Origin of the sequence: Microbacterium sp. HA-8, from assembly GCF_046111165.1 — a bacterium.
Lineage (GTDB): Bacteria > Actinomycetota > Actinomycetes > Actinomycetales > Microbacteriaceae > Microbacterium.
In genome coordinates this window covers 1,669,890-1,695,993 of record NZ_CP162025.1, presented here as the reverse complement: position 1 = coordinate 1,695,993, position 26,104 = coordinate 1,669,890, and the positions used below count along the sequence as shown (strand labels likewise).

The following is a 26,104-nucleotide window of genomic DNA, read 5'->3' as shown; positions in this document are numbered from 1 at the left end:
CCGCCGATCGCAGGACCCCCGCTTTCACCGTCGGATTCGATGGCGCAGGTGCGTGTTCACGAGGATGCGGCATCCGATGAGGCCACCCGCACCTTCGGGTGCAGCAGAACACGTAGGGAATAACACCATGACCACCGGAACAGTCAAGTGGTTCAACGCCGACAAGGGCTTCGGCTTCATCGCTCCCGAGGACGGCTCGGCCGACGTCTTCGCTCACTACAGCGCCATCAGCACGGGGGGCTACCGCACCCTCGATGAGAACCAGCGCGTCGAGTTCGACACCGCTCAGGGCCCCAAGGGCCCCCAGGCCGAGAACATCCGCCTGATCTGAGTTCGCCGAAGGGCGGTCCGCGCAAGCGGGCCGCCCTTTCTCATGCCCTCGCGGTGTTTCTCACACCCGCTCGGCCACCCGCGAACCGCGCACGACCGACGCCGGCAGCAGCGCGTCGAGCACGATCTCGGGCCGTTCGATCGCGGCGAAGTGCCCCGCCCCCACGATCGTGTGCTCCCGGTAGTCCGGGATCAGTCGGGTGAGGGCCGCGCGGTCATCCGCGCCGACGAAGACGTCCCTCGCGCCTCGAACCGCCCGCACCGGAGCATGGATGCCGCCCCACGCGCGCAGGTCGTACCGCGCCGCGGCGCGCGCCGCATCGGCGAACGCACCGGGTCGCACCTCGCGGGCGAGCGCCTCGAAGACGCTCGGATCGAGCGCTCCCCGCGCCGCGAACAGCGGAGCGGCCAAGAGCGTCAGCACGCCCAGCCGGTGCAAGGCCGTCGCCAGTACCCGGCCGGCGCGGCCCAGCGGGGCGAACAGGCGCATCGCCAGCAGCATCCCGGCGAACCACGGCAGGCGGCGACCCCCGCGCCACGGCCGGCGGATCGCATCGATCACGGCGGGCCCGGAGGGTGAGACCAGACCGACCGAGATCGTGCGCTCGGGATGACGTGACGCCAGATCGAGGGCGATCAGACCGCCGAGCGAGTGCCCGATGACACGCCAGCTTCCGTATCCGCGAGCGAGGACGACCTCGGCCACGGCCGCGGTCATCTGCTGTACGCCCACACCGCACGTGTCGGCGACGGACTCGCCCCACCCCGGCAGATCGATCGCGACGACGTCGGCGAGGGGCCTGCCGAGCCGGTCCGACGCCTCGATCAGGGGGATCCACGTCGTCCACGACCCCGCGGCGCCGTGCAGCAAAAGGGTCGCGGGCCCGCCCGCGCGTCGCCCCGCGCGCACGACGACATCGCCGAGCGCCGTCTGCGCGACCTCTCGCTGAAGTCCCAGGTGCTCGGGGTCGAGGGCGAGAGAGGGGGATGCTGCACCGCCGCTGCGGGCGGGAGACGAAATGCTCACATCTCCTGTTCGTCACCGAACCCCGGACGGATGGCTCACCGCGCCGGTCGGGGCTCCTCCGAGTCCGAGGGCCGCGGCAACACGTTGCGCAGCGCGTCGGCAAGGGTGACCAGGCCCACGAATCGCTCGCCGTCCATGATGATCGCCAGCTGCTGACTGGCTCGACGCATCTGCGCGAGCGCCTCGTGCACGAGTGTGCCCGAGGGCAGCACGAAGGGTGCACGCGCGAACCCTCGAGCAGGCCGCTCCGGGTCCTGCAGCAGAGTGTCGCGCACGTGCACGACACCGTCGATGCCGTCGACGGGCGATCCCAGCAGGATGCGCAGGTGTCCCGAGACCTCCGCGGCCCGCTGCACATCGGCCACGGTCGCATCGAATGGGACCGTGGTCGGCGCGACACCGTAGGGGATCAGGTCATCGACGGTCAGCGTCTCGAGCTCGATCGCGCCCCGCAGCGACGTCTGGTACGACGTGTCCAGTGCCCCCACCTCGGCGGAATGCTCGACGAGGTGACGCAGCGTCGCGGTGTCGTACCCGCCGGCGGCGGCTCTATCGACCGGCTCGACACCGCTCGCCGCGACGAGCTTGTTGGCCATGCTGTTGATCCACAGCAGCAGCGGGCGGAATATCCAGATGAACGCACGTGCCGGCACCGCGATCAGGAGTGCTGAACGCTCGGGATGCGCGATCGCCCACGACTTGGGGGCCATCTCGCCGACCACGAGGTGCAGGAATGTCACGATGAAAAGGGCGAGCGCGAACGCGATCACGTCCGCGCCCCATGCGGGCAGCCACGACGAGAACAGCGGCAGCAGCCACGCGTCCACGGCCGGTTTGGTCACCGCGCCGAGCGCGAACGTGCACGCGGTGATGCCGAGCTGTGCACCCGCGAGCATCACCGTCAGTTCGTTCGAGCCGCGCAGTGCCGCGCGTGCGGGTCGACTCGTCGCCGCCATCTCCTCGAGCCTGTGGCGACGCGCGCCCAGCAGGGCGAACTCGATCACGACGAAGAACGCCGACAGGGCGATCAGGGCGATCGTCACGACGATCACGATCCAGGGATCAGTCATCGCGCGCCCTCCTCCCCATCGGCGGCCGGCACGCCGCCGGCCTCGCGGCGATCGCTGCCTTCGTCGTCGTCACGCTGCTCGCACAGCGTGACCTCGACTCGCGCGGGGACGTGCCGGGTGACCTCGAGCACCTTCACGTCCAGCCAGCGCGCGAGTGTCTCGTGCCACACGATGTCGGCCGCCTCCTGCGGCAGGTCGATGCGCACCTGATCGCCCACGCGGGGCAGCGCGCCGACCGAGGCGATCACAAGTCCCGCGATCGTCTCGTAATCGCCACGTGGCAGGTCGTGGCCGATCTCGCGTTCGGCCTCGTCGAGATGGACGTCGCCTCCCATCGTCCACGAGTCCTCGCCCACGGATTCGACGCCGGCGGGAAGCTCGCCGTCGTGCTCGTCCGTGATCTCGCCCACCACCTCTTCGGCGAGGTCCTCCAGAGTCAGGATGCCGGTGAACCCGCCGTACTCGTCGATGACGCAGGCGAGCTCATTGCGCTCGTACGCCATCAGCTCGAGCGCGTCCGGCAGGCTCATCAGCTCGGGCACGACGGTCGGACGACGCATCAGCTCGGTCACGGCGACAGCATCCCGGGCCTTGCCCGCACCCAGCACGTCCACCAGCTGCACCACACCCAGGGGCTGATCGTCGTCGTCGATGACGGGGTATCGCGTGTGCGCCTCGGCCATCATGGCGCGCACCTCGCCGATCGTCGTGTCGGGCCGGACGACGTCCACCCGGGAGCGGGGCACCATCGCGTGCTCGACGTCTTGGTGCGGGAAGTCGAGGATGCGATCCAACATGCGCGAGAGCTCCTCCGGCAGATCGCCGCTCTCGCGGGAGTCGGCGACGATGTGCTCGAGGTCGTCGGCCGTCGCGCTGGAGTCGACATCGTGCACCGGCTCGATGCGCAGCAGCCGCAGCAGGGCGTTGGCGGCGTGGTCGAACACCGTGATCAGCCATCCGAACACCGTGAGGTAGACGAGCGTGGGTCCGGCGAGGACGCGAGCGAGGGGGCCGGAGTTCGCGATGGCGAGGTTCTTCGGGTACAGCTCGCCGAAGATCATCTGCACGACGGTCGAGACGACGAGGGCCGCCACGGTGCCGATGGTCACGCTGACCGCGGCGGGGATTCCGACGCCGCCCAGCAGCACGCCGAGAGACTCGCCGACGAGGGGCTCGGCGACGAAGCCGACGAGCAGGCCCGTCACCGTGATGCCCAGCTGCGCCCCGGAGAGCATGAACGAGGTACGGCGGGTGACCTTCAGCGCGCGTGCGGCGGCGGCATCCCCCGCCTCGGCCTGCGCCCCGAGCTTGGAGCGGTCGACCGACATGTAGGCGAACTCCTGGGCGACGAAGAAGCCGTTGGCGACGATGATCGCGAGGATGACGATGATTCCGAGGAGCAGGGTGAGCACGGCGATCAGCATGTCGCGGCGTCCCCTCGCTTCGAGACGGACCGGGCGCGCGTCGGGGTCAGGCCGACGCGCTTCGGACTATCGCCGGGTTCTTCGGATGGGCGTGTGGAGCGAATCGCACAGCTCATGGGGTTCTGATGCCTCCAAGCATGGGTGAGCGATCGAGCCTAGCGACTCATGGTGAAGGGCGGCTGTGCGCCTCCCCTACGCTCGGATCGTGGAGTCCGTTCTCTGGTACGTCATCCCCCTCGCGATGGCGTTGGCGCTCAGCGTGTTGCCGATCCTCGCCGCCGTGCTCATCCTCCTCTCCCCCAACCCGGTGCCCGTGGGCGTCGGCTACCTCGCGGGCTGGGCGCTGGGGGTGCTCGTGCTCGTGTCCGTGTTCACCCTCGGCGCGCGGATCGTACCCTCGGTGGGCCCCGAGCGCATGCCCGGCTGGGCGCACGGCGTCGAGCTCGTGATCGGGATCCTGCTGGTCGTGTACGCCGTGATCTCGCAGGTGCGCTCGAGGACGAAGGATGCTGTCGCCCCGTCGTGGACGCGCGCCCTCAGCGCACTGAGCCCACGACGCGCCCTGCTGTTCGGTATCGCGATGAACGTCCGGCCCAAGAACCTCACCCTCGCGGTGGCCGCGGGACTTGCGATCGGCTCCGCCGCGCTCAACCCGGTGGCCAGCGGCCTGGCGATCGTGGTGTTCACCGTCGTCGGGATCTCGACGGTCGCGGGGCTCGTGCTGAGCTTTCTCTTCGGCGACAAGCGCGTGCGGCCCGCGCTCGAGCGCTTCAGCATCTGGCTGCAGCGCCACTCGGGCCTGGTGCTGCGGGTGTCGCTGCTCGCGATCGGGCTGCTGCTGATCGGCATCGGCACGACGAACCTGGTGTCGGCGTGAGGGGGGCCGACGCGCCGATCGTCTATGCCGATGCCCCCGTGTCGGACATCGACCCGGTCGTGCTCTATCGCATGCTGCAGCTGCGCGTGGAGGTGTTCGTGGTCGAGCAGGGCGCCGCCTACCCCGAGCTCGACGGACGCGACATCGAACCCGGGGCCCGCATGGTGTGGGCGCAGGTCGGCGACGAGGTGGTCGCCACGCTCCGCGTGCTGCAGGATGCTGCCGGCCTGCGTATCGGCCGCGTCGTCGCCGCGGGGTCGGTGCGGGGCACCCCCGTCGCGTCGGACCTCATGCGCCGCGGCCTCGAGGTGTGTGCGCAGATCGACCCGACAGCATCCATCGCCCTCGACGCCCAGAGTGCGCTCGAAGGCTGGTACGCGCGGTTCGGGTTCACGGTCGACGGGGCGCCGTTCGAGGAGGACGGGATCCCGCACGTGCCGATGTCACGCCCCGGCGCCTGAAGCCGGGCCGCTCGACCTCACCGTCGGCCCGTGCACAGCTGCGGACCTCGACGCCCGACACGCCGCGCGACCCGCCTCGGTACCGGCGTGTCGCCGCGGCCGGTCCGCAGCTGTGCGCACCGCCCGACGAGGCGCCACGCCCCGCAGCGACTATGATTGCCGGGTCCGCACGGGTGATGACCGCACGCGGCCGTCGTACGGAGCCTGATGAAGCAGATCATCCACTGCCGGTGCGGGCACGAGCGCGCCGCACACGAGCACTACAGACGGGGCACCGACTGCGCGCTCTGCCCAGGTGATTGCCCCCGGTATCGGCCGGTGCTCGATATGGGCGCGCTCAAGTCCTGGCTGCGCGGTGGTCGCGGGGCGTGACCGACCAGCCCGCAGATCGCCCCTCGGACTCCCTCGGCGACGAACCCGGCTCCGGTGCACACCAGCCCGAGGACCATCGCCGCTGACCGCAGCAGCGGTGCACCGCGACGATGGCGGACGGCGTCCCTTACCCCCCGACCGACCCCGCGCCCCAGAGTCCGCACCGCGTACGACCCCTCCACACCGAGCCTCGCGCCGCCGGGGTGCATACGCATGACGATCGCCTTGGACCGCCCCTCGGCCACGCAGCGTCGGACGAAGTAGGCGAGCCGCGCACGATCCGGGGTGACACGATGCCGCACACGGGCGGCCGGCTGATAGATGACCGTACCGCCCGTCCGGCGGGCGGCTCGGATGCAGAGTTCGGTCTCTTCACACCCCGCCGCGTTCGCGCCCACCCTGCCCAGTTCGGCTCCGAAGCCGCCGACCGCCGCCAGCGTCGGACGACGAAAGGCCATGTTCGCGCCGATCACGTTGCGCACGATCGTCCGAGTCGACGGCATCCCCACGTAGCTGCATCCGATCACCCAGTCGAACTCGGCGGGAAACCACGGCGGTCGCACCACGTCCCAGGCCGGCGCGATGTGGCCGCCGACGGCGACGACGGCCTCATCCTCGAATTCTGCACCGATCGCGGCCAACCACCCGGCCTGGGCGACGGCGTCGTCGTCGAGGAACGCCACGACGTCCTCGACGCTCTCCGCGATGCCCGTGTTGCGGGCGCCCGACAGTCCGCGGGCGAACCGGTTCGGGGTGACGGTGAGGTCCGGATAGCGTCCGGCGAGCAGATCGAGAAGGTCGGGGTTGTGATCGACGACGACGATGACGCGGGGCGCGGGCTCCTGCGCCCGCGACGATTCGATCGCCGCAACGGTGTCGGACAGACGAGCCCGCGTGTAGCAGCAGATGACGACCGCGACGGTCACCGTGCGCCCCGCAGCGCGAGCCGGCTGCGGACGTACGCGAAAGGACCCAGCAGAATGCCCAGTCGCTCCGCGCGCTCGAGCTCCTTCGGAAACCCCGCCCGTTTGCTGCTGTTCTTCGGCGATGCGCTGCCGAACTGATGCGCCACCGCGGCGATCGATCTTCGGCCCAGGAGCACGCCCAGACGAGGTTCGCGCACGATCGCGTCGGTGAGGTACGCACCCAGGCCCACCCCGTAGTGCCGCGCCTGTCTGCGCAGGCCGTCGTACTCCCTGCGATGGTGATGCCAGATGATCGCCGACGGCTGATACGCCAGCGTGTGGCCGCGGCGGATCACGCGCAGGAACCCGGCGAGATCGTCACCGCCTCGCGCCGGCGTGCCCGCACCCAGCGCCGGATCGAATCCGCCCGCCGCGCGCAGCGCATCGACGCGATAAGCCATGTTCGCACCCGATCCGAAACGACCGGCCGTGAGCGGGAAGAGCGGATCGATCGGCCGATTGCCCTGCTCGTCGAAGAGGCGAGGGACAAAGCCGCGGGCGAAGCCTCCGTACTGTTCGAGCAGCGATTGGGCGGGGGTGAGCAGCTCAGCCGGGAGGATCAGCCCGGTCACACAGGCGATGTCGTGATCCCAGGTGATGGCCTCGGCGAGGCTTGCCAGCCAGTGAGGGTCGACGACGACGTCGTCATCGGTGATGGCGACCCACGCTCCGGTGACCGCAGCCAAGCCCGCCGCGTGCGCGCGCGCCAGACCGGGCAGCGACTCGTGCACATATGAGAGCCGCGCTCGTCCCACCCGCCCTGCCATCTGCTCGAGAGCACGGCGGGTCGTGTCGGTCGACGGCGCACTGTCGACGACGACGACGTCGAAGTCGGGGTAGTCGAGCGCGGCGACGGAGGTCAGGCAGCGCAGGAGGCTCTCGGTGCGGTCGCGGGTCGCGACGAGCACGGTGAACGAGGGGGCATCAGCCATCGCCCGACGCCGGCGTGCCAGACAGGGCGGCGACGGCACCGCATCGAGGCCACCGACCGGCAGGCGGTCCGGAACGACGAGCCCGTCGCCGCGCAGGTGGTCGGCGATCTCGGGGAGCCGCCAGAGGATCGTCGCCAGCTGTTCGGCGGAGACGCCCGTCGGCGGCGCTGCCACCTGGGTCATCGCGAGCGGACAGCCGTGGAGAGTCACCAGGATGCTGAAGTGGCTGCCCGCGGCTTCTTCAACACGCGATGCCGCGATGGAGGGGATCGGCCCGGAAAGCTCGACCGCCAGCATCCCCCCCGAGGGCGCCCAGCCGGTGACGTCACGCTGCTCCATGACGGTCAGCCCCGCGCCGTCAGGGCACCGACAGCGACATCGGGGGCGGCACCTCGGCGGCGAGCGCGGATCCATTCGGCGACGAGGGTTCGCAGCACGCGCGTGCCGTCGGCGAAGGTGCGCAGATTCGTCTCGCCGTGGATACGACGCAGCTCGGTGCTCGGGACCTCTGTGATGGTCAGCCCCGCGGCGGCGATGCGGCAGTTGATGAGCGTCTCGATCTCGAATCCGTCGCCCCACTGCATGTTCTCGGTGCGTTCGACGCTCGGCAGCGGAAGATCGAGCACCGGCACGACTCGCCGCCAGAAGGCGTTGTAGCCGTAGCAGAGGTCGGTGAAGCGCGAACGGAAGAGGACGTTGGCGACGAGATTGAGACCCGCGTTGCCGGCTCGACGCAGCGCGGTGATGTCGTCGCTGCCGGCGCCGGGATCGAAGACGAAGCGGCTCCCCTTGGCGAAGTCCGCTCCCGCGATCAGGGCGGACACGAACGCCGGGATCTCCGCCGGGTCCGCCGATCCATCCGCGTCGAGCATGACGATGATGTCTCCCGTCGCGGCGCGGAAGCCGCAGGCCATCGCGTTGCCCTTGCCGTCACGATGTTCGTCGCCGCGATGACGCTGTTCTCCGCAGGTACGCTTCTGGCCGCCCTCGCCCCCGGATTCGGTCTGCTGCTGACGGGCCGCATCATCCAGGCCAGCGGGACGGCGATCGTGCTGCCGCTGCTCATGACGACCGCGCTCGGGTTCGTCGCCCCGCACCGGCGCGGCGCGATGATGGGGCTCATCTCGATCGTCATCTCGGTCGCACCGGCCATCGGTCCGACCGCCTCGGGTCTCGTGCTGAGCGTGCTCGACTGGCGCTGGCTGTTCTGGCTGGTGCTGCCGATCGCGCTGATCGCCCTCACTGTGGGAGCTCTCACGATCAAGAGCGTGTCCGAGACCTCCCGCGTGCGGTTCGACGTCCTCTCCATCGTCCTCTCGGCGGTCGCCTTCGGCGGGATCATCTACGGCCTCGGCTCCTTCGGCGAGGGCGGTGGATCGCACAGCGCGGTCGGCCCGGTCGTGGCGCTCGTCGTCGGCGCCATCACGCTCGTCGCGTTCGTGCTGCGTCAACGCAGCCTGCAGCGTCGCGACGCGGCACTGCTCGACCTGCGCCCCTTCGGCACTCCCCTGTTCTCCCTGTCCACGATCCTCGTCTTCGTCAGCATGATCGCGATGTTCGGCACCCTGATCCTGCTCCCGCTGTACCTCCAGAACGTCGTCGGCCTCGACACCCTCGCGTCCGGACTGGTGCTCCTGCCCGGCGGTGTGCTCATGGGTCTCGCGGCCCCGCTCGTGGGCCGCTGGTACGACGCCGTGGGCCCTCGTCCGCTCCTGATTCCGGGGGCGATCATGATCAGTGCTGCGCTGTGGATGTTCGCCACGCTCGGGCCCGACTCGGCCGTCGCCCTCATCGTCGCGATGCACGTGCTCTTCAGCATCGGCCTCGCACTGACGCTGACCCCGCTGCTCACGACGGCGCTCGGCGTCCTGCCCAACGAGCTCTACTCGCACGGCAGCGCCATCGTGAACACGGTGCAGCAACTCGCCGGCGCGGCTGGAACGGCCGTTTTCATCACCGTGATGTCGACCGTCGCCGCAGGCGCGACCGGGGTGGATGCTGTCGCGGCAGAATCCGCCGGAATGCAGGCCGCCTTCATGGTCGGCGGCGTGGTCTCACTCATCGCGGTGGTACTCACCCTCTTCATCAAGCCGACGAAAGTGGCTCGCGCCGAGGTGCCGCTGCACTGATCGGCGCCCGCTAGCACTCGCGGAAAATGAAAAGGGCCGGCCTTTCGGCCGACCCTTTTCATTTCCGGTCGGGATGCGCCCCACCGCCCCTCCACGCGCCGCTGCGCGGCACGCGGAGCCTCCGGCGGCGTGGGCCCGCCCGTGATCGCTCGCAGGAAACGAAAAGGGCCGGCCTTTCGGCCGACCCTTTTCATTTCCGGTCGACCTTGTTTACCTCTGTTCCACGAATTCAGAAACAGGGGTCACGACGGCCGCGATGCGCCGAATCCTGCGCGATTCCGCCGATGCTCAAACCCCAGGCGGGACCACTGGGACGCGTCGGAAGTGGACGCGATTGAGCGATGAGGCTCGCGTGGCGGTGGTCGAGCGATATGAAGCGGGCGAGACGTCGACGGCCCTCGCGGAAGCGTATGGCGTCGCGAAGTCCACGATCCTCGGCATCCTGCGCGCGAACAGCGTGGTCGTGCGTCGACAGCCCATGAAACCCGAACAAGTATGCGATGCAGTCGGGCTATACGATTCTGGCCTTTCACTCTCCCAGGTCGCTAAGCGACTCAACGTGAACCAAGAGACCATGCGGGTGGCGATTATTGAAGCGGGCGTCCAGATCAGGCCAGCGACTGGCGCCTGACCCACCCCGGAATTACTTGCCTTTCGTGGAGTTGATCTTCACGATCGCCGACTCGAAGTTTGTGAGGGTGCCTTCGCTGAACTTAGGAATGAGCTTGTCGCTGTTGCGGAGCAGGTAGTCGGCCGGCTTGCCGTGATCGGTAAAGGTTGCTCCGACGGTGCGACCGATACGGTCAACGATTCGGTCTCCGGGCTGGAGTTTCGACACCGCGAGGCTTGCCCCGAATGCCGCGTTGTAAAGCTTGAGGTAGTCGCCTGGCGTGAAGAGGTCCTCGATATCCGCATTCTTCGAGCCCGTGATGTCGCCGACAGTAATCAGTCGCTTGGCCTCGAGCAGGCCAGCCGTTGCGAGGTTGTTCAAGCGCTGGAGTCCGTTGGCGCCGCTATCGACGAAGACAGTGACGTCGAGAGAGCGTCCCATGAGCGCGACAAACGATGGGACGTTCGTCACTCCGCCCGCTGGGAGAACTCGCCAAGACTCATCGAGGCCTTGCCGTCCTAGCGACTTCAGATGCTCGGAGATGAGCGTGAGGTATACGTAGTCGGATGTCCCTTCGACGACAAGGTTGTCGGGGCCGACGAAGAGGTTCTGGGCGATGTCATACCCGAGGGCAGCCTGGAGAGGGAACAGGGTGTCCGAATCAACGGTCATGACATCGCTGGAAACAGTTGTCCCTAGCTTGGGGCCCTTGTCTTCGACAACACGTACTCGCTCGAGATGTCCGGGTTCGATCATGAATGGCGAGTGGGTGGTGTAGATCACCTGTGCTGACGGCGCGAGGCGGTCGTTGATGAATCGGAGGAAGTCGGCTTGTGCTTTCGCGTGGAGGGCCAAGCCGGGCTCGTCAAGGAGGACAACGACCTTCTCGCTCTTGCCCTCGAACTCGCTGAAGGCTGCGAGGAACGAGAAAAACCATTGGAAGCCAGTTGATCGCTGCGAGAAGTTGCTCGTAAACCCATGGCGCCGATCCTTCACGCGGATGTCAAGGTATCGCGCGACCGCTGACTGGTCCTGACCGTACTGACCTTGTGTGGTGACAGTTTCCTTGTCCACATCGATCTCAACTTCAAGTTGTTCATTCTGAGACCAGAACTCGAACACTTGGCTCGTCAGGTCGTTCGATACGGCCTCGAGCTCAGCCGTCCGCTCCTCGTAGTCGTCATCGGTGAGCGATTCGGTCGACGTGCCCGCAAGTTCGAGTAATGCCTTGGCAGTCTGGAGGCCGCTCGCGGCCGGACCATCGCTGACTTCGTCAAGCTGGGCGAGATCGATGCGACCGGGTAGGAGTGAGTACTGGCTGAAGTAGAAGAACTTCGGCATGCGGCTTTTGAGGAGCGTGACACCCGCCTGCCACGTCGAGGACTTGCCCAGGAGTGAGGTGGACTCCGTCTGAACAGTTGTCAACTCAGCGAGAAGGTCTTCTTCCTCCTCGTCCTGATCCTCGATGATCTGGGCGACAGTGTCCCGAACGTCGGCAAGAGAAGCGGCTGCCGAGAACAGCGCGCGGGTCTCGGCAGAGATCGAGTGACGAGTGAAGAAGTTCTCCATCAGTGCCGCTTCATCCATGCTTAGCACTGCCCGGTTGCCCTCGTAGCCTCGGGTGTACTCGAACTTGTCGTTGCGTAGTACTCCCTCTCCGAACTTCTCGACGAACGCGGCTCTGTCGTCGTCCTCGAGCTCGAAATGGCCAGTGATCGGGCTCGCGTCGCCAATGACGCCCTTCTTTCGATCCGCGGTCATCATCCAGCGCGGATAGTGCTCACTTACGACGAACTCCTCACGGTAGGCGGCATTCAGTCGATACAGCGCAGTGAGGATCGCGGTCTTTCCCGACTCGTTCTTGCCCACGAGCGCCGTCACATCGTGCTGCGCCTCGATGGGCTCGGAGTTGACTATGTTGCGGAATCTCTCCACTTGAAAGCTAATTAATCTCATTGAAGATCCCCCATTTTTGTGGCTGATTATGAGTCAAGTGGTCGGTGGATGCAAGCATGAGCGACATGCCACGCCGCAGGGCTGAGGTCATGAACGCTCGAGCACTCCTTGTCAGCGTCATCTCGTGTACTGCCGAATCCGAGCGTGCCACGTCTTGAGCCAGGTGACTTCGCCGCAAAGCTCGTCTACTGTCGGCGCGACGTAATTCTCTTCGGGCGCGTTGTCGTGCCGTGCTGCCCAGCTCGATGTCTTCGCGTACGCGGCTTGGAACTCGTCATGATCGCCCTGCGTGAACTTCGGCAGGATCTTGAGCATGGTCGGGCGCACTTCGTTCGTTCCTCGATCGACGAGTTCGTTCACGATATGCAGATTGACGGCACGCTCAAGTGTCTCGGAAAGTCGACCCGCGATCTGAGCGGTTCGCTCTGTGTAATCGTCCTCCGACAGACTCTCGCGCTCCTTCTTCAGCTGCGCGAGGTCTGCCTCAAGCTTGCTGATGCGCTCGGGAATGTCCTTCGCGGCCCAAGGGAGTTGGTCAACGATGAGACCGGGCTGAGCGCCACCCAGACGCTGAATCGACCGTGTTGTCGTTGCGATCGACTTACTCTTTGCCGCCTTGACCAGTGCGTGCACGAACGTGATCTCGTGTGTGAAGACAATCACCTGTCGCTGACTTGCCAGCTCCACCAGGCGCTGAGCGACCTTTGACCGCCGCTCGGCGTCGAGCGACGAGACCGGATCGTCAAAGACAACGCTTGAGAGCGATTTGTCGAGTTCCACTTCAGTGAGAAACCCCGCCAGGCCGAGCGCCGTCTGCTCTCCTTCACTAAGCACCTGATCGACGCCGGCATTGCGTCGCGATCCCAGCAGACTCGGCTGATGTTCGAGCGCAGAGTTGCGGCCACGTCCGGTTCGATTGAGGGTGACTCGGCGCAGTTCGAGGCGCTCGGTTTCTCGCGTGAAGTGATCCCGAACTTCCGCTGTGACGTATGTCTCGGTCAGCTCTCCACGCTTCGTTGTGATCGCGTTCGTCGCGGTGAGCCGGCGAACGTCTTCAATCATCTTGCGTTCGGCGAGTCGCGTCACCTCAGTCTCGACGGCTGACTTTGCTTCGCTGAGCGTCTTGGCGTCCTGCAACTCGACGACCTTCTTGCTCGTCGTGCTGAGCGTTTGAGCGAATGTCGACGCGTCGATCTCTCGCGCCCTCGTCGTCAGCGCTTGTGCTCGCGTGCCGGCCTGGGCGCTTATCGAGGCTGTGAGCGCAAGGAGGTCGACACCTTCCTTCCTATCGAGCCAGGCAACCGCCGCTGCTGCAGCGCGCGTCCCTACTTCAAACCAGTCGAGCACTGACTGGACGTCTTCGCCAGCGTCCTGCAGTCGATTGATCGCGGCAGAAACCGCGACTGGCAGAGTTTGAAGTTCGACGAAGTGGTCTCGGAACATCGCAAGTGCCTTGGCGACCGTGTCCGCGTCACGCGACGTTGTGTCCGTGACGAACGCCTCGAATCGAGTGAGCCGGTCGGCGGCCTGTTCGTTCAAGGGCTGCTGGCAGAGAACGCAAACTGCGTCCTCGCCTGTCACTGGGAAGTCATGATCGTGGTAGGCGTCGGTGAGAGAGAACTTGCGCGCCGCTTCCCACAGCGCCCGCCACGCCTCTGAGCCGACGCTAGAGAGGGGCTCGGTGTCGAAGGTTCGAGCGGAGGCGATGCGGGCGGCTTCCTGAAGCTGAATGGACCTCTGCTGCAGCTCTCTAAGTTCGCGCTGCTCGCTATCGCCCAAGGCGGCTTCCACCGCCTTGGCGTGCGCTTCGACCGTCGACCAGTCACGCCCGAGGGACGTGAGGCGATCCTTCTCCTTGTTGGGGTCGCTCCCCTTAAGCCGAGCCTCCTCCGCGAGCTGCTTCGCAAGCTGTGTGTCGTGATCGTCGGCCAGGTTGGTAGCTTCTGCGATCAACTCCTTGGAGGTCGTGGCTGAGATGCCTGACAGGAACGTCGACGCCCGGGTTCCTGGGTGGAGCACCGGTAGTTGCGGTCGCTCAGTCTGGTTTGCCCCAAGGCGGCGACTGAGTTCAGCAGCGACCGCTTCGCAAGCATCGGACAGTTGGTCCAGGATTGTGAGCGCCGAAGGTCGGTAATTGGCCTCCGAGGCGGTCGTGACGTACGCGTCACCGCAGTCCTCGTCGTAGAAGCGAATTCGGGACAACTCGGTGCTCTGGGGCTCACCGAGATTCCACGTCTCGGCATTGGCTCCAACCTGGTAATCGAGCTTCGCCGTCTGTGCAGTGTCAACGTCCGAGAAGACGTCACCGAGGAGCTGCGCATCTTTCACGCGAGCCGTGACCGCTTCGCGTATGAGCCGAGCGTAGCCCGACTTGCCGCTGGCGTTGTTGCCGAAGGCAATCGTAAGGCCCGCGGCACCAAATGAGAGCGTTTGACCTCCAGTGAGCGCATTGACGCCCCTGACATCCGATACCTGAACAAGGCTGACAGGATCGCCTGCCGCCGTCGAGCCAGGAATGTCAGCGGCTTCGACGTTCACGGCAACCGGGTACGTTCCCGCGATCAGTTGGTCCGCAATGTTGGATACGTCCTCAGCTGACAACGTCTCGTTGCGGCAGAAGCGGGCAACAACGTCCTTCTGCCAGTGGGGCCGCGCCGCCAGGAAACTCGCAAGATCCTCATTGAGAGTCACTACTCTCCTCCTGAACTCAGTCCGAAGAACCGCTCGAAGAACAACCCAAGCTTCTCGATCACGCGCTGCTTCTTCTCTCCGTGGCCGCCATCGGCCGAGAACCGGGAGGCGGGCGGAAGCACCTTGGTGATCGCTGTCCCGGTCGTGCGGAGCGCACCGTCGCGGAACGCGATCTCGATAAATGCGCGAGTAGCGTCGGCGCGGAGCCGCTCGTCCTCGATGATGGCCTCGAGCTCGGCCTCGCGCTTGGCCGCGATAAACGCCTGCCACTCCTCGTCGATAGCACCGTCGACCGAGACGGAGTCGACGAAGGCTTCGATGAGGTCCTTCTTGTTGCGCAGTGTCGGGCTGGCGTCGACGGCGCGGGAGATCTCGGCGCGGATCTCCTTGTCGTCGCCGTCGCCGAACCGCTCGCGGTACTTCGCGACCAGCATGAGGATGTAGTCGACGTTGATCTCGACCTGTTTGATCAGCTCGATCTCGAAGACGACGTCGTCGTTGATGAGTTCCTTGTCGGCGTCCTTGTCCTTGCGGAACTCGGCGTACAGGTCGAGGTAGACGCTGCGGTAGTCCTGGCCCTGGCGTTCGGTGAGGATTTCGTGGCCGGCGAAGTCGTCGAAGGAGGTGAGGATGTTCTCGAGCCGCAGGATCTGCCCAAAAAGCTGGATGAACTCCTTCTGCGCAGCCTCGCCGATGATTTGCTGGCCGAGTGGGAACGATGTCAGCAGCTCGTCAACCTTCTCCGCGTATTCGCCGTAATAGTCGCCGTACGGCTTGAGGAGCACGACGCCGCGGGCGTCCTTGTTGCCGAACAGTTCGAGCGCGGCGTTGGTCTCCTCTTCAAGGTCGCGGAAGGCGACGATGTTGCCGTACGTCTTGACCGAGTTGAGGATGCGGTTGGTGCGCGAGTAGGCCTGGATCAGGCCGTGCGCCCGCAGGTTCTTATCGACGAAGAGAGTGTTGAGGGTGGTCGCGTCGAAGCCGGTGAGGAACATGTTGACCACGATCACGAGGTCGAGCTCACGGTTCTTCAGTCGCTGAGAGAGGTCCTTGTAGTAGTTCTGGAACTTGTCGGAGCTGGTGTCATAGCTGGTGCCGAAGACGTCGTTGTAGTCCTGGATGGCGTCTTCGAGGAACCTGCGGTCGTCCATGCTCATCGCATCCGTATCGAACGCTTCGTCGTCGAGAATTCCGTCATCACTGGCGTCGTTCGCGCCATACGAAAAGATAAGGCCGATCTTCAGCCGTCGATCCGGCGGGAACTGCTCCTGCTGGATCTGGAAGTGGTTGTAGTAGCGACGCGCCGCATCGATTGAAGCCGTCGCAAAGATGGCGTTGAAGCCGCGGACCCGCTTGCGCTCTCGCACAGCTTCGGCCTGTCGGCGGGCACGTGTCGACTCAGCGACGTTCGTCACGACGGAGTGCTCGTAGCTCGAGGAACGCTTGGTCTTCTGATCGAAATGCTCCAGCGTGTACTGCACGACCTGGCTGATGCGCTCCGGCGCCAGCAGCGCCTTCTCGGTATCGATGGCCGACACCTGCTTGTCGACGACGGTGCCAACCTTGACCGTGTTGACGTAGTCGATCCGAAACGGCAGCACGTTCTTGTCCGTTATGGCATCGACGATCGTGTAGGTGTGCAGCTTCTCACCGAACGCCTGCTCGGTGGTCTTGAGTTGCGGGTTGCCGCCCGTGCCGGCGTTGACCGCGAAGATCGGGGTGCCGGTGAAGCCAAACAGGTTGTAACGCTTGAAGGCGCGAGTGATATCGGTGTGCATGTCACCGAACTGCGAGCGATGGCACTCGTCGAAGATGATCACGACGTGGTCGTTCGTGACCGCGTGGCCCTTGTTCGCCTTGATGAACGTTGACAGCTTCTGGATCGTCGTGATGATGATCCGCGCGTTCGAGTCCTCGAGCTGCTTCTTCAGCACCGCGGTCGAGGTGTTGGAGTTGGCTGCGCCCTTCTCGAAGCGGTCGTACTCGCGCATCGTCTGGTAGTCGAGATCCTTGCGGTCCACGACGAAGAGCACCTTGTCGACGCTCGGCAGCTTCGACGCCAGCTGCGCCGTCTTGAAGCTCGTGAGCGTCTTGCCCGAACCAGTCGTGTGCCAGACGTACCCGCCTGCGGCAACGGTGCCGAGCTGCTTGTAGTTGGTGGCGATATCGATCCGCTGCAGAATCCGCTCGGTCGCGACGATCTGATACGGGCGCATCACGAGCAGGAGCCGGTCGGCGGTGAGCACGCAGTAGCGGGTCAGGATGTTGAGTAGCGTGTGCTTGGCAAAGAAGGTCTTCGCGAATGAGGTCAGATCGGTGATCGGCTTGTTCTGCGCGTCAGCCCACCATGACGTGAACTCGAAGGAGTTCGAGGTCTTGCGACCCTTCGTCTGCTTCTTGCCCTCGCTGATGTGCTGGGTGCGGGTCGTGTTCGAGTAGTACTTGGTCAGCGTGCCGTTGCTGATCACGAACAGCTGCACGTACTCGAACAGGCCAGAGCCGGCCCAGAAGCTGTCGCGCTGGTAGCGGTTGATCTGATTGAACGCCTCGCGGATGTCAACACCACGGCGCTTGAGCTCGATGTGCACCATCGGGAGGCCATTGACAAGCACCGTCACGTCGTAGCGGTTCGCGTAATTCGCGCCACCCTCGCCCTGGCCGATCTCGTACTGGTTGATGACCTGCAGGCGGTTGTTGTGGACGTTCTGCTTGTCCAGCAGCGTGATGTTCTTCGTCGAACCGTCGTCGCGTTTCAGGAGCTGGACGTGGTCCTCCTGGATACGCACGGTCTTCTCGACGATGCCGTCATTCTTGCCCGCAATCTTGGAGTCGAAGAAGTTCGCCCACTCGGCGTCAGAGAAGGTGATGTGGTTCAGCGCCTCCAGCTGAGTGCGCAGGTTCGCCACGAGCTGCGCCTCAGAGGTGACCGGCATGTACTCGTACGCCTGGGACTCCAGAAGGCGGATCAGCTCTTGCTCGAGCGCCGACTCTGACTGGTAGGCGACCGACGTGTGGGCGTCTGGAATGTACTCCGCGACGACCGTGGACTCGGCCGAGACTGCGATCGGATCGTACTTGCGAGGAATAGCTTCACTCATACGACGGCCTCCTCGAAGGCGAGGAGCTTGTCGCGGTAGTACACGTACTGCTGGCGCCGTGCGGCGAGTTCCGCTGGGAGACCATCCGACAAGCTGTTTACCAAAGCCTCGAAGTCGTCGAGGACTCCTGCAATACGGGCCTGTTCGTCCTTGCTGGGAACGGGGAACTCAACCTTCCCGAGTCGGGCTTTCGAAACGTTGAAGCGCGTCACACCGCTGGCGGTCTTGATGATCTGCTGACGCATGCCCGCGGACCGGAACAGATGCTTCGCGAACTCGGGGTCGAGCAGGTCGGGGTCGTCAAGCCGAAAGCCGATGCTGAAACTGTTTAGATACGTTGGCTCCGCGAGATCCTGGGTCACCACTGAGGACATGCCGACCTCATCCGGAGTTTCAGACGATCCGGTGAAGATGATGTCCCCGCGCGCAAGCGCCCGCTGACGTTCGCCGGGGTCAACGCGCACGAAGTCATCGCGAGAGAGATCGATGGCGATGTTGTTGAATACGTTGACGTAGGACACGAAGCGCACGTTGCCGTCGGTGAAATCGGCCTTCGACTTTCCGCTGAGGCCACCAAAGAAGGAGCCTGCGTCACCCATCGAAACCCTCCGTACCCCCCCCCCGCTTCAGGGAAGGTCAGAAGCTGGTCGCGATAGAAGGCATATTGAAGCCGCCGAGCCTCCAGCTCCGCCTCCAGCTCCGCCTCCAGCCGGGTGAACTTATCCAAGATTCTCACGATCTCCCGCTGTACCTCGACCGGCGGCACGGGAAGTCGCACCTTTGCCAACTGTCGAGCTGAAACGTCGATGACCTTGGTGCCAGTGGCGAGCGCCCGCTTCTGGCGGAAGAAGGACTCGGACTGAAACCAATAGGCGAGGTACTTGGGTTCGAGATCGTGCTGGATTACCGTGGCGTGACCGCCAGTGACGATCGGCTCGGCACCGAGCCAAGCAACGGCTTTTCCGACGTCCTCGACGTTCTCGCTGGTATTGGTGATGATGATGTCGCCTGGCTGCGCCTTCGCAAGTTTCGTGGCGGTCTCCGGTGTCACGAATGAGATCGTTTCGGTCGCCCAGACGCCGTACCTCGTATAGATCTGGCCGTAGTGGATAGCGCCGACGCCTTCATCAACGAGATCGGTCTTGGGCATGCCGTTGCCGCGCACGAATCGCGCGATGTCGCCAAGTGTGCGGAACTCCACGCCGTTGGGCGCGAGTTCAGCGATCAGCTCGTCCACTCGGCTCACTTGGAGCCCTCCAGGTCCGCGACGATCTCGTCAATCGAAACGCGCAGCTCAGCCTGTCTTGCAACGATCTCGGCAATCTCCGCATTGAGCGCTGTGATGTCGACTGCCTCGCGGGTGTCCTCCTCTTCGACATACGAAGAGACTGAGATGTGGTAGTCGTTCGCGGCAATGTCCTCGTTCGGCACGAGCTTGACGAAGTGGTCTTCGTCCTCGCGGTTCGCCAGCGCAAGAAGGATGTTCTGCTGATGGTCAGGCGTCAGCTTGTTCTTGTTACCAACGCGCTTGAACTCGTCCGACGCATTGATGAACAGCACCGAGTTATCGGTCTTGGACTTCTTCAGCACGATGATGCACGTCGCGATGGTGGTGCCAAAGAACAGGTCCGGCGGTAGCTGGATCACAGCGTCGACATAGTTGTTGTCGATGAGGTACTTGCGGATCTTCTGCTCCGCTCCCCCGCGGTAGAGCACGCCAGGGAACTCGACGATCGCAGCAGTACCGTTCACGGCGAGCCAGCTCAGGATGTGCATCGTGAAGGCGAGGTCGGCCTTCGACTTCGGCGCGAGCACCCCGGCCGGTGCGAAGCGCTCATCGTTGATCAGGAGCGGGTTGGCGTCGCCGTCCCACTTGATGGAGTACGGCGGGTTGGAGACGATCGCCTCGAACGGCTCGTCGTCCCAGTGCTGCGGGTCGAGCAGGGTGTCGCCGTGTGCGATGTCGAACTTCTCGTAGTTGACGTCGTGCAGGAACATGTTGATCCGCGCGAGGTTGTAGGTGGTCAGGTTGATCTCCTGACCGAAGAAGCCGCCGACGTTCTCGCGCCCGAGCACCTTGGCAAACTTGAGCAGCAGCGAGCCCGATCCGGCGGCGGGGTCGTAGACCTTGTTGACGCGCTTCTTGCCCATGACAGTGATGCGGGCGAGCACCTCGGAGACTTCCTGTGGGGTGTAGTACTCGCCGCCAGACTTGCCGGCCTGTGAGGCGTACATCTGCATCAGGTACTCGTAGGCGTCGCCGAAGAGGTCGATCGAGTTGTCCTCGAAGTTGCCGAGCGGAAGGTCGCCGATGGCATCGAGCAGCTTCACGAGCTTCTCGTTGCGCTTGGCGACAGTGTTGCCGAGTTTCGAGCTGTTCACGTCGAGGTCGTCGAAGAGGCCCTTGAGGTCGTCCTCGCTGTCGGTGCCGACGGCCGAGCCTTCGATGTTCTTGAACACACGCTGGAGCGTCTCGTTGAGGTTCTCGTCCTTGGCCGCGCGCTCGCGCACGTTCTGGAAGAGCTCAGAAGGAAGGACGTAGAAGCCTTTCTCGGCGACCGTTTCCTTGCGTCCGAACTCCGCCTGGGCATCGGGAAGGCGAGCGTAGTCGAAGTCGGACTCGCCGGCCTCGTGTTCGCCCTTGTTGATGTAGGCGGTGAGGTTTTCGGAGATGAAGCGGTAGAAGAGCATGCCGAGCACGTAGCTCTTGAAGTCCCAGCCATCGACCGACCCGCGCAGGTCATTCGCGATCCGCCAGATGGTCTTGTGCAGTTCTGCGCGCTGGGCTTCTTTGGTGGTCGGCGTCATTGACCTCTACTTCTCCTCGCGCCTGATTCGGCGCACTTCGTTTGATGACCTCGGTTGCTCTCAGGCTAGTGGCGCGCGACGACATGGCCGGGGTGACAGCACCGCCTCAAGGCAAGGCTGACGCGCGGGAGCAGGCTCGAACCACGCGACAGCGTCTGCCGATAATTGTATATCTATCAGGCATTTTCGTAAACCGATATTCGGGGTGAGGCGAGAATCAGATCACCGCCGTCTCAAGTCGGGTGCGCCCCGATCGATACCCAGCCATTGAAGCGCAGCCGCAGGTCAGCGCCATTCGAGCGATCGAGGCGAGTTCGCCTCTGGTCGGTCGACACCCCTGTGACCCGATCGTGCGCGTCCTCGCGCATTGTGCGGCTACCCGATGCGTCCAGCCCGGAGATCCGGCCACGGCAACGGCGCGAGCTCATCCAAAGTGACGTCGAGGACCTGCGCGATTGCCATCACATTGCGAAGCGACGGGTTAGCGGGGGTCCCGGGCATCGACTCGCCCTTCTCGAACTTCTGGAAGGTGTAACGCGACAACCCGGCCGCATACGCGAGCTGCTCCTGCGACAGTCCGCGCGCCACCCTTGCCCGCTGGATGTTGGTTCCTAGAGTCCGCGCGAACTCGGCCCACTCGCCGCCGGGTCGCCGTTTCGCCATTCCTCCAGCGTGAAAGGAGAGATCGCACAACAGGCATCCTGTATATGGCATTATGCGAGTGGCCATCTCTGCAAGGCAGGCGCTCCGTGTCGCTACTCTCTTTACAGAATCGAACAAATGTGCTAATGTATATCCATCTACCCGAGACGCTCTCGGTCGAAGGCATCAGCCTCCCGGATCCGGATAGGTCATCAGTAATGCCGCCCGTGCGGCAAGGAAACACCATCGCATGAACACTCGTGCATCCCACCCCGAACTCATCTCCGAACGAACCCGCCTCCCCGAACGTCGGGCTGCCCTCAGTCTCAAGCTTGCTGCGATCGTCGGCATAGGCTCCGCCGCTCTAGTCGGCTGCGCGTCTCAAGCGCCTGACCTCGTGCCACCGCCATCAACCACGACCAGCGAGAGCTCAGGGTCGACTCCCGAAGCGAGCGCGACACCCGAGCAGGAACTCACCGTCGAGGCCTTGGAGATCCCCGCGACCCTGAGCCCGGAGGCTGCAGTCACCATCCTCGTCGAAGAACGCCTGTCGACATGGGCGATGGTCGGGGCGAGCGAGGCGACTCTCGACGCATACCTACAGAGCTCAAGTGTGCACGGCTTCTTCGACACCCTCTCGGAAGCGAACGCTCCACAGATCGCCGACGCATTGTTCATTCCAGGCTGGAAAGACGATGAGTCGCTCGCACGCTACGTCGACTGGTCAACGGAAAAGAACGCTCGATCTGTCGAAGCATGGGTGCTTACGAGCGGGAGCGGCCTGCCACAGGACATCGAACCGTATGAACGCAGTATCAACCTGGACTCAGTCACCGTTGTTGGGGAGCAGGATGGCACCACCCGCGTCACGGTCGAAGCCACGGAGCACGACAACGCGGACCGCAACAGTGTCGGCCCCGGTGAGCGGATCGAGCAATCGACCACTCTCGATGGAAACCGCATCATCGGTGACATCTCGCTCCAGCAGATCGATGGCGCTTGGAAGATCGCCGCAATCGCCTGGTCGGCCCGCGAGTAGCCTGAAGGTCTTCTCAAGTCGCGGCGCTTGTGCTTAAATAAGCCCAGGTTATGCGGCACTTTCGCCATCCACACCGGTCTCGAGATTCTTCAACACCACCATTGAAGCCAAGCCCACGTCGGGCTTGGCTTTCATTGTCACTCCGCCCTATCTCGGTCTGGATAGGGCTACTCGCTTTCGTTGCCGCCGCATCTTTCGCAGCAAGCAACGTGACCACGGCGTCCGCTGCACCTACGACGAAGGAGACGTGCGAGGCATCGGGTGGAACCTGGAGCAATCTCGCACCAACTGGCGGTGTGCCCCAGATGGGCTGCGCGGGATACATCTTGGCGCAAGGGATGAGCCTTGACGATCAGGTGGCGTCGTTCGTCTACTACCGCACCCTCGGCACCTGTCTCGTCGATGGCGGGCCGAACCTGAAGGACGGCGCCTGGATCGACGGCGGCGAGCGAATCAACCAGTCGCACGCGAAGAGCGGGGAGTGGTTCGCGCAGGCACAAGCTCCCGGTGGCGTGTACCTCGATGGCCGGAGCGGCGTCGTCGCCCGTGTCGATACCAACGGAGCCACCGAGTGCGCCCAGACCGGGCTCGTCTCCGGCGCCCTGGGCCTGTGGGACGGATGGGCACCGGACGAGGCTCTCTGCGCCATGGGCATGCGGCGCTCGAGCGATGCCGAGTTCGATGCCGGACGCTGCACCGACCGGCAAGGCGGCAGTGATGAGTTCAAACGCGGTGACGACATGCTCGCACAGTTTCGCAAGGGCGTTAGCGACCGCGTCTATGGCGGTAAAGAGCCGACCATCACGGCCAACCCATCCTGGGCAGACGCGGGCAAGTACTTGCTCTACCTCAAGACGCTCACGGCAGTGTGCGCCCCGCAGGCGACCGTCACGACGTCGAAACCGACCGGGACGACGGACAAGGACTACGCCCTTCGCATCCCCTCGCGCAGCGGCGATGAGGTCATCTTCACCACGACGTACTACCTCAGCCTGAACAACCGGTCTCAGGGCGACGGCGTCGCCATCGTCTCCGGACCATCCCTCGACCGCTTGTTCGGTGCCGAGGGCATGACTTGCGGGGCTCTAGCCGGTGCCATCAATGGCGACGCCGGCAAGAACAACGGTCTCGCCGACGCGTATGCCGCGTATCTGAAACTCAACGCAACCGATGCTGGAACCCAGGGTAGCGAGGGCTGCTCAAACGGCTCCTGCCCCGACACTCAACCATCCTGCGGCAGCTTTGTGGACGGTATCGGCTGGATCGTCTGCCCGCTGCTCGACGGCCTCGCGGGACTCAACGACATGATGTGGGGCCTCATCGTCAGCAATCTCCTGAACGTGAACCCACTGGAACAGAACGGGTCGATCTACCAGTTGTGGGGAACCCTGCGGACGATCGCGAATGTGCTGCTGATCGTCGCGTTCCTCGTCATCGTGTTCTCGCAACTGACCAGTGCCGGGGTGAGCAACTACGGTGTCAAGAAGATGCTGCCGCGGCTGATGGTCGCCGCCGTCGCCATCAACGTGTCGTACTTCATCGTCGCGGTCACGGTCGATGTGTTCAACATCACTGGGGCTGGCATCTACGACATCCTGAAGGGCGTCGCCGACCAGTCCAAGAGCGTGCCGACGTGGGACAACCTGATCGGCATCATCGTAGGCCTCGGCGCCGGAGTCGGCATCGGCCTGGCCGGAATCTCCATTGCAGGCGGAGTCGGCGCAGCCCTCTTCATGCTGCTCCCCGCTGCAGCGATGGCAGCGCTGGCGTTTGTCGTCGCGCTGGCTGTGCTCATGTTGCGGCAAGCCCTGATCCCACTACTGGCGGTGCTTGCTCCGGTCGCGATCGTGCTGTACCTATTCCCGAACACTGAGTCGTGGTTCACGAAGTGGCGCAAGACATTCCTCGGCCTGCTCCTGCTCTACCCGATCGCCGCATTCTTGTTCGGCGGACTCCAGGTCGTCGCCGTCACCATCGCCGGAGATAACCCAAACTGGTTCTCCACCCTCACCGCTCTGATCGTGATGGCAGCACCGCTGTTCATGCTGCCGTTCATCGCCCGCCAGGCCGGTCCGATGCTGGGCAAGATCGGCGGCGCGCTGGGCAACCTCGCTGGACGCGCACGGAAGCCGATCCAAGACTGGGCCGGTTCGCACGCCGGTCTTCGCAGGGCGAAGTACCTCGGTGCTCCGATCCGCACGAACAAGAACGGCAACCCGATCTGGAGGGATCGCAGGCGTGCGGCGGCTCAACGACGACACGGTGGCCGCCGAGAACGTGACATCAAGACCGCCGCATGGAACGCCGAGACCGACGCCGCGATCGCACGCAAAGTCGGTGCCAACGTGGATAGCCTGATCGCCGACTTGCCCGCCAACGGCGCGGGTGCCGCATACATCCGGGCCGTCGAAGCACGTGCCCAATCCGAAGAACTCAAGGGCGCACTGGAACCCCTCGTGAAAGAGATCGCCGCCGTCCGCGCGGGCTCGCACCCGACCTTCACCGGAACAGACGTCGACGCCTTTCTCCACGCACGCGCCACCAGCACCACGCACTCTGACACCGAACGCGAAGCCGCAATGCATCAAGCCGCAGCACTCGGCCGCGACGGCGTGGTGCGCAGCCTGGCAGTCGCGCCCGGCGTCGACCAGGAAGCCCTCCAGCGAGCGATCTCATCCAACGCCGGCGCCCTCGTCGGCAAAGCACCCGACATCGTCAAGGGTGTCGAAGCAGCGTTCAGCTCGGTCACCGGTGCAGACCTCGCCGGATATAGCGCGGGAACAGCCCGATCGCAGATGGAGCACCTTGGGCGCCTACACGCCGCTGCCAACGACATGACCCGTAGCGCCGCCCAGCGGGCTGCATCGCAGGCCAACCTCGACGCGGCCGTGACCTCGTTCAACAGCGCCGTCGAAGACATCACACTCGATCCGACGCTTCAGGCCAAGTTCGGTCGAGACACGGGCGCGAGCGTGGTCGGCACGATCGCGGCCGGCAGCTCAGCCTTCCAGGCCTACGCCGCAACCCACCTCACCGGCCTCGCCGCCATCCAACCAGACGGAAAGATCCGCTAACGGGCCGCAAGAGCCCAGGAGACCACGAAATGAGAAGCGAGACATCAACCACCAAGAAAGCAGCGAGTAGCGGAGCGAATCCGCCCGCTCTCACGTGGACGACCGAGATCGCGCACAGCCGACACCGTTGGTGGTGGTACCTCGTGATCGGGTGGATCGGGTGGACCCTCGCACTCATGCTTGTCGCGGTAGGCAACTGGACCGCCGCGCTCGTCGCCGCCACGGCAACCGTTGGCCTTCTCGTGATCAACATCGGCAAGCCTCACTCCTGGAAAGTGACGATCGACAAGAGCGCGGTCAGGATCGAAGGACTGGACGACAAGCATCGGAGTCAGGTCCGACCGCTCAATCGGTACCGCACCTTCACTGTCGTTGACATGCCGTCAGGCAAGCGCGACGAACCACAGAAGGCGATCGCTCTGCTACCGCGAGCACGAATTCGGCCACCGCAAATGCTGGTGCTACCCCGTGACGCGCACGAGGCAGACATGCTCATCCAGCAGTTCAGCGACTACCTTCCGTACGAAGATGCCCAGGCGTACCGCGCGACGGACCGACGACTCGAACGGTTCGCACGATGGTTGGGAATCAGCTGATGG

The 26,104-nt window shown here is 64.6% G+C and carries 21 protein-coding genes; 8 read left to right on the top strand and 13 right to left on the bottom strand.

Features of this window, described 5'->3' with window-relative positions; all coding sequences use genetic code 11:
* Nucleotides 1-127 precede the first annotated feature (127 nt).
* The gene (locus AB2L57_RS08075) at nt 128-331 is read left to right on the top strand and encodes a cold-shock protein (protein WP_292814937.1); all 204 of its coding nucleotides are present in this window, start codon (nt 128-130) and stop codon (nt 329-331) included.
* A 60-nt stretch (nt 332-391) separates the two neighbouring features.
* Here AB2L57_RS08075 and AB2L57_RS08070 read toward each other — a convergent pair whose 3' ends face one another.
* From AB2L57_RS08070 to AB2L57_RS08060, 3 genes are read right to left on the bottom strand one after another with little or no spacing between them, the layout of a single operon-like run.
* A complete protein-coding gene (locus AB2L57_RS08070; RefSeq protein WP_409048523.1) occupies nt 392-1,357 on the bottom strand; it encodes an alpha/beta fold hydrolase in 966 nt (321 codons plus the stop codon).
* Between the two features lie 35 nt (nt 1,358-1,392).
* Nucleotides 1,393-2,427, bottom strand: a complete 1,035-nt coding sequence (locus AB2L57_RS08065) for a hemolysin family protein (protein WP_409048522.1) — start codon at nt 2,425-2,427, stop codon at nt 1,393-1,395.
* A complete protein-coding gene (locus AB2L57_RS08060) occupies nt 2,424-3,851 on the bottom strand; it encodes a hemolysin family protein (protein ID WP_409048521.1) in 1,428 nt (475 codons plus the stop codon). Before AB2L57_RS08060 ends, AB2L57_RS08065 begins: the two co-directional genes overlap by 4 nt.
* 205 nt (nt 3,852-4,056) lie before the next feature.
* Between AB2L57_RS08060 and AB2L57_RS08055 the strand changes: the two genes are divergently transcribed.
* Nucleotides 4,057-4,728: a GAP family protein gene (locus tag AB2L57_RS08055; RefSeq protein WP_409048520.1), complete on the top strand. Its 672-nt coding sequence runs from the start codon at nt 4,057-4,059 to the stop codon at nt 4,726-4,728.
* Nucleotides 4,725-5,189: a GNAT family N-acetyltransferase gene (locus AB2L57_RS08050; RefSeq protein ID WP_409048519.1), complete on the top strand. Its 465-nt coding sequence runs from the start codon at nt 4,725-4,727 to the stop codon at nt 5,187-5,189. Before AB2L57_RS08055 ends, AB2L57_RS08050 begins: the two co-directional genes overlap by 4 nt.
* A 260-nt stretch (nt 5,190-5,449) precedes the next feature.
* Here AB2L57_RS08050 and AB2L57_RS08045 read toward each other — a convergent pair whose 3' ends face one another.
* The 3 genes from AB2L57_RS08045 to AB2L57_RS08035 are packed head-to-tail and all read right to left on the bottom strand — an operon-like array spanning nt 5,450 to nt 8,372.
* On the bottom strand, nt 5,450-6,487 hold the full coding sequence (locus tag AB2L57_RS08045) for a glycosyltransferase family 2 protein (protein WP_292814072.1): 1,038 nt from the start codon (nt 6,485-6,487) through the stop codon (nt 5,450-5,452).
* On the bottom strand, nt 6,484-7,797 hold the full coding sequence (locus tag AB2L57_RS08040; RefSeq protein WP_409048518.1) for a glycosyltransferase family 2 protein: 1,314 nt from the start codon (nt 7,795-7,797) through the stop codon (nt 6,484-6,486). The genes AB2L57_RS08045 and AB2L57_RS08040 overlap by 4 nt, the downstream gene beginning before the upstream one ends.
* 5 nt (nt 7,798-7,802) lie before the next feature.
* The gene (locus AB2L57_RS08035) at nt 7,803-8,372 is read right to left on the bottom strand and encodes a glycosyltransferase family 2 protein (RefSeq protein ID WP_409048517.1); all 570 of its coding nucleotides are present in this window, start codon (nt 8,370-8,372) and stop codon (nt 7,803-7,805) included.
* A gap of 36 nt (nt 8,373-8,408) precedes the next feature.
* Between AB2L57_RS08035 and AB2L57_RS08030 the strand changes: the two genes are divergently transcribed.
* Both AB2L57_RS08030 and AB2L57_RS08025 read left to right on the top strand, forming a co-directional pair.
* On the top strand, nt 8,409-9,587 hold the full coding sequence (locus AB2L57_RS08030) for a DHA2 family efflux MFS transporter permease subunit (protein WP_409048516.1): 1,179 nt from the start codon (nt 8,409-8,411) through the stop codon (nt 9,585-9,587).
* A 352-nt stretch (nt 9,588-9,939) separates the two neighbouring features.
* Nucleotides 9,940-10,218 (top strand): hypothetical protein, encoded by a 279-nt coding sequence (locus tag AB2L57_RS08025; protein WP_409048515.1) that lies wholly within the window; start codon nt 9,940-9,942, stop codon nt 10,216-10,218.
* A gap of 12 nt (nt 10,219-10,230) precedes the next feature.
* Here the strand turns inward: AB2L57_RS08025 and AB2L57_RS08020 are convergent, their stop codons facing one another.
* From AB2L57_RS08020 to AB2L57_RS07990, 7 genes are all read right to left on the bottom strand, one after another.
* Nucleotides 10,231-12,153: an AAA family ATPase gene (locus AB2L57_RS08020; protein WP_409048514.1), complete on the bottom strand. Its 1,923-nt coding sequence runs from the start codon at nt 12,151-12,153 to the stop codon at nt 10,231-10,233.
* Between the two features lie 117 nt (nt 12,154-12,270).
* Complete coding sequence (locus AB2L57_RS08015) at nt 12,271-14,844, bottom strand: AAA family ATPase (RefSeq protein ID WP_409048513.1); 2,574 nt, start codon at nt 14,842-14,844, stop codon at nt 12,271-12,273.
* A complete protein-coding gene (locus AB2L57_RS08010) occupies nt 14,844-17,942 on the bottom strand; it encodes a type I restriction endonuclease subunit R (RefSeq protein ID WP_409048512.1) in 3,099 nt (1,032 codons plus the stop codon). The genes AB2L57_RS08015 and AB2L57_RS08010 overlap by 1 nt, the downstream gene beginning before the upstream one ends.
* A complete protein-coding gene (locus tag AB2L57_RS08005; protein WP_409048511.1) occupies nt 17,939-18,316 on the bottom strand; it encodes a restriction endonuclease subunit S in 378 nt (125 codons plus the stop codon). The genes AB2L57_RS08010 and AB2L57_RS08005 overlap by 4 nt, the downstream gene beginning before the upstream one ends.
* Entirely contained in the window at nt 18,301-19,179 is an 879-nt protein-coding gene (locus tag AB2L57_RS08000) for a restriction endonuclease subunit S (RefSeq protein WP_409048510.1), read from the bottom strand. Before AB2L57_RS08000 ends, AB2L57_RS08005 begins: the two co-directional genes overlap by 16 nt.
* A gap of 5 nt (nt 19,180-19,184) precedes the next feature.
* A complete protein-coding gene (locus AB2L57_RS07995) occupies nt 19,185-20,750 on the bottom strand; it encodes a type I restriction-modification system subunit M (RefSeq protein WP_409048509.1) in 1,566 nt (521 codons plus the stop codon).
* 375 nt (nt 20,751-21,125) lie between these two features.
* Complete coding sequence (locus AB2L57_RS07990; protein ID WP_409048508.1) at nt 21,126-21,413, bottom strand: helix-turn-helix domain-containing protein; 288 nt, start codon at nt 21,411-21,413, stop codon at nt 21,126-21,128.
* A gap of 229 nt (nt 21,414-21,642) precedes the next feature.
* Here AB2L57_RS07990 and AB2L57_RS07985 point away from each other — a divergent pair, with 229 nt between their 5' ends.
* The 3 genes from AB2L57_RS07985 to AB2L57_RS07975 all read left to right on the top strand — a co-directional run bounded on the left by AB2L57_RS07985 (nt 21,643) and on the right by AB2L57_RS07975 (nt 26,101).
* Nucleotides 21,643-22,431 (top strand): hypothetical protein, encoded by a 789-nt coding sequence (locus tag AB2L57_RS07985; RefSeq protein WP_409048507.1) that lies wholly within the window; start codon nt 21,643-21,645, stop codon nt 22,429-22,431.
* A 296-nt stretch (nt 22,432-22,727) separates the two neighbouring features.
* The gene (locus AB2L57_RS07980; RefSeq protein WP_409048506.1) at nt 22,728-25,505 is read left to right on the top strand and encodes a hypothetical protein; all 2,778 of its coding nucleotides are present in this window, start codon (nt 22,728-22,730) and stop codon (nt 25,503-25,505) included.
* Nucleotides 25,506-25,681: 176 nt separating this feature from the next.
* Complete coding sequence (locus AB2L57_RS07975) at nt 25,682-26,101, top strand: hypothetical protein (RefSeq protein WP_409048505.1); 420 nt, start codon at nt 25,682-25,684, stop codon at nt 26,099-26,101.
* The last annotated feature ends 3 nt before the right edge of the window (nt 26,102-26,104 follow it).